Source organism: Syntrophorhabdaceae bacterium, assembly GCA_028698615.1.
Classification (GTDB): Bacteria; Desulfobacterota; Syntrophorhabdia; order Syntrophorhabdales; family Syntrophorhabdaceae; genus Delta-02.
The window spans coordinates 1-4,068 of record JAQVWF010000100.1 but is presented as its reverse complement, the minus strand read 5'-3'; the positions used below and the strand labels follow the sequence as shown (position 1 = coordinate 4,068).

The following is a 4,068-nucleotide window of genomic DNA, read 5'->3' as shown; positions in this document are numbered from 1 at the left end:
TTCACCAAAAAACGAACTTTCGGCGATCAAGGATCTCTTTATATGGTTGAAGTCAATGTTCAAATCGTAAGAACCGTCAAGAAATTCCTGAAGACACTCGGCGAACAGGGGGAGTTAGGGGACATCCCCAAGAAAGTAAGAAACTCTCTGTTTTTCTTCCCCGGACTGTTCACGTCCATGCTCTTAAGTGTGCGAAAGATGTCTTACGTTATCCATTTTCACATTCTCGACGGGGAACGTCTAACCGCGCCAGCTGATGTTGAGGCGATTAACATCGCGGCAAGATGAGGCAAGGGATCGCTCTGAGAAGGAGGGTATAGCCCTCTACGCCCCCTATTTGCCCCGGGAAGAGGCGCGCTTGTTATTGACATTTTTTGGGGGGAGGACTACCATTTGGCTAATACCACCCACAACCACCATCGCTCGTTCAAACCTGGCAGAAAGAGGAATGTGAAAATGTGAAGGATGTCCCAAAAGTTGCCCCGGAAGGGATTCGAAAAATGGCCTGGCCGAAAAAGGGAACCCGGAAACTTGTTATAGATGGTGAGGAATATCTGTGGCATTACGATGCCCATTGTCCTCTTTGCAGTACGGATGTTTTCACAATTGGTCAGGCAGGAAAGCGGTTTGTATTATACATTGACCCGTACCCCTGGGAATTTGAGATGCGCCCGGCATCGGTTGCGAAGGCCGTAAGATGGGCCCTGAATAACGGATGGAATTCGGCGTCCGGCCCGACACGTGCGCTTTTCTGGAACGAAGCAATTCACGATTTCGAGTGGTTGCCCGATGGCGAACGACATGAAGGGATATATCATGAGGAATGAACGCCATTCGATTGAGACTTTGGGGACGCCGACTATCAGGGTCGGGGCCGTTGACAATCATCCGCTTCCCTGCTTTACTCATAATGGGTACCTCCTCCCGTAGGCTTTCTGGTGATTTGGTGATTTCCCTGATTCCTTGAGAACATCCCCGGCCTGCTCTCGTCACTGATGTTTTCATCAGCCTCGCTCTCGTCAAGAAAAGGGGCAGGCATGGGACATCCCATGATCCGCCGGTGGTTCATTGGTCAAGCGGTTACTTCTCGGGCATAGCAGAAGAGTGATGACTGGTAATGAGCCACCGTTCACCATCCCACCGATAGGTGTATGTGTATCGCGCACTGACCCTGGCGCCTGTTTTGTTGAAGGTAAACGTATAGAGACCTGCGTCTACAGCAGAGTTGCAGCCTATATCTATCATTCTCAAATTAATTTCTCCTGATGGGCCGTTCTCAAGAAAGTGGTGGAAACACACCCTGGGGTCAGGTCTTGTATTTGGTCATTTTCTTCCCCGCCCTGGCAATCCTGCTCACCGAGGAGTAATGAAGCCCCAGCACATCAGCAATCTCCTGCAGGGTGTAGGCATATTCCCCGAATGCCCGTGTGATCTTCTCGTTCCTGTCCTTTCTGCTCTCTTCAGTATTGAAGAGCATCTCCAGCGGCGGCCTCTGCGCGTGGCGCTGTTGCCGGGGCACCTCCAGTGACTCCCCTTTGGAAAACAGGGCTTTGCACGCGGCTATGAAGTTATTATCTCCGAGGAATATCTGTCCCCTGAGGTCCTTCCATGGTGATTCCCGGGTTATCCCCTCAAGGACGAAGGAAGCGTAGAACTCCCGGGCACGACTTCGCTCTTTGGCAAAAAGAGCGAGGATGAAGTCTGTTGCGAGAAAGGAAGGCACAGGGCCTTTGCCTGCCGTAGCCCGGTAGCTGCTCCACTTCCAGTGGCCGGGATGCTCCACCATGTTCGCTCGGACGGGATTTAACGCCACATACCGGGAGAGTTCGAGGAGATAGCTGTCCCTGTCAACGATGATCGCCTTGAACCTCCCCTGGAAGATATGACCCCTGTGGTTATTCAGCCAGTTGTATTTCTGTGTGTACACACCGTTCAGGTACCTCATTCCCCGGGACAGGTTCGCCTCGGGGGTCTCGACAACAAGATGATAATGGTTGTCCATGAGGCAGTAGGCATGACACACCCAGCGATATTGTTTTACCGTTTCTCCAAGAATCTCAAGGAAAAAATTCCGATCTGTATCGTTCTTGAATATGCTGTCCCCGCCGTTGCCGCGGGAGGTGATATGATAAAAGGCTCCTGGATATTCTATACGGAGAGGACGTGCCATAGGGTTAGCATATCACGAGAAATGGTCAAATACAAGACCTGACCCCAGTGGTTTGGCAGCGGGGGAGCATTATTTGTTGACAGAGTGCCCTCCAGTGGGTGACCCCGTATCACCGGTGGTGCGCGTGCCAGATCCTGAATATCTATCAGCAAATGTCTGCCCGACCGTATCGATATCCTGCACTATAGATATCGCCGCATATGACGATAATATTACAATCGGCCGGAGAGGTCGGATATCCACTAAAGGAGCCCACGCTATGTTGTCATGCAAAAATCTCGGATACATGTGTCTATCTACTATTGTCAGCATCATGATCCTGCAATTCACCGTGTATGCAGACAATTCCAACACTGCTCGGTCATCAACCAGAATGGCCACTTATCCCATAGAATCTGAGGTCGTTACAACGATTGAGAAGACCGTTGTTCCGGTTCCGGTGCCTTCAAATTCGCCCCGGCTTCTTCCCAATGATGTCGCTCAATATTCTCGGAACGGTTATGGAGCATGGCGGGCAGGCGCCGGCCTTAAACCTCAGAAACGGCTGGATATCATGACGCCGGCATATACTGGAACATCGGTTACAAAGGCTTCAAATATCCTGCGTTTCTTCACCATGAGTGACATACATATCACCGACGTACAATCACCGGCTCAGACTATCTACTTCGGTCTGCAGGGGCAGGCCGGCATGTCCTCGGCATATTCGGCTATTATTCCATATACGACTCATGTCCTGGATGCCGCCGTGCAGACGGTGAACACACTTCATAAGAAACAGCCCGTCGATTTCGGCATATTCCTGGGTGACGCAATTAACAACACTCAGCTTAACGAGCTTCGATGGTATATTGACGTTATTGATGGCCGGGATATCAACCCGAATTCGAATCCCAGGTCTTCCGCATCGACCGATTACCTGCGCCCGTATAAGGCGGCAGGCCTTGACAGGTCGATCCCCTGGTATCAGGTCCTCGGTAATCACGATCATTTCTGGTCCGGTGTTTACCCGCCAACGGAAAGGATCAAGAGTACCTTTGTCGGCGGATATGTACTTAATGTCGGCGATGTTGTAAAAGATCGTGCCAATATCGATCGCCGGGGTTACTATACGGGTGTTGTAGATGGTTCGACACCATATGCAAAGATCATTTCGGCAGGCTCTGAGGCTAATTTTTCGACCCCTCCGAAGGTAAATGCAAACCCCGATCGCCGTTCGGTTTCCAGAAATGACTGGATGACAGAACTCTTTAACAGCGAGTCTGGACCCATCGGGCATGGGTTTTCGCGAGATAGCATCAATACGGGATTTGCCTGCTATACTTTTGAGCCCAGGCAGGGTCTTCCACTCAAGGTAATCGTACTCGACGATACCGAAAAAGATGACGGTATCTTCGGCAAGAATGCCACCGGCGCAAGCGGTTCCCTCGACTCCGAGCGTTACAACTGGCTCGTAAGAGAACTCGATAAAGGCCAGGCCGAGAATAAGCTTATGATAGTCGCCGCACATGTTCCTATCGGAATTGGCTCGTTCATGTGGGACGTCGATTCATCGCCTGCAGAGAATGCATTGATTGCCAAACTTCACGCCTATTCGAATCTCATATTGTGGATATCAGGACATCGCCATTACAATGCGGTTACGGCATTGCCTTCACCGGATCCTGTCAAACATCCTGAATACGGTTTCTGGGTCGTTGAAACAGCGTCTCTCAGGGACTTTCCCCAGCAATTTCGTCTTTTTGATATAGTCCGCAACAGTGATAATACAATTTCAATATTTACAACGAACGTCGATCCCGCCGTAAAGCCGGGATCTCCCGCGGCGCAATCACGTTCGTATGGTATAGCAGCTTCTCAGATATTCCCGGTGGACCCGGGCGCGCCTTACCTTCCTT

Annotated in this window: 3 protein-coding genes; 2 read left to right on the top strand and 1 reads right to left on the bottom strand. The window is 50.8% G+C overall.

What is annotated here, in order from left to right; genetic code table 11:
* Nucleotides 1-288: hypothetical protein (locus PHC90_14675; protein ID MDD3847590.1), on the top strand; the 288-nt coding region annotated here is incomplete at its 5' end.
* Between the two features lie 1,018 nt (nt 289-1,306).
* Here PHC90_14675 and PHC90_14670 read toward each other — a convergent pair.
* Entirely contained in the window at nt 1,307-2,170 is an 864-nt protein-coding gene (locus PHC90_14670) for a transposase (GenBank protein ID MDD3847589.1), read from the bottom strand.
* A gap of 94 nt (nt 2,171-2,264) precedes the next feature.
* Here PHC90_14670 and PHC90_14665 point away from each other — a divergent pair.
* The coding region (locus PHC90_14665) for a TIGR03768 family metallophosphoesterase (GenBank protein ID MDD3847588.1) at nt 2,265-4,068 on the top strand (1,804 nt) is incomplete at its 3' end.

What these genes read in the sequence shown, in the direction of transcription:
- PHC90_14670 (MDD3847589.1), bottom strand. Translation starts at nt 2,170, where the DNA reads ATGGCACGTCCTCTCCGTATAGAATATCCAGGAGCCTTTTATCATATC.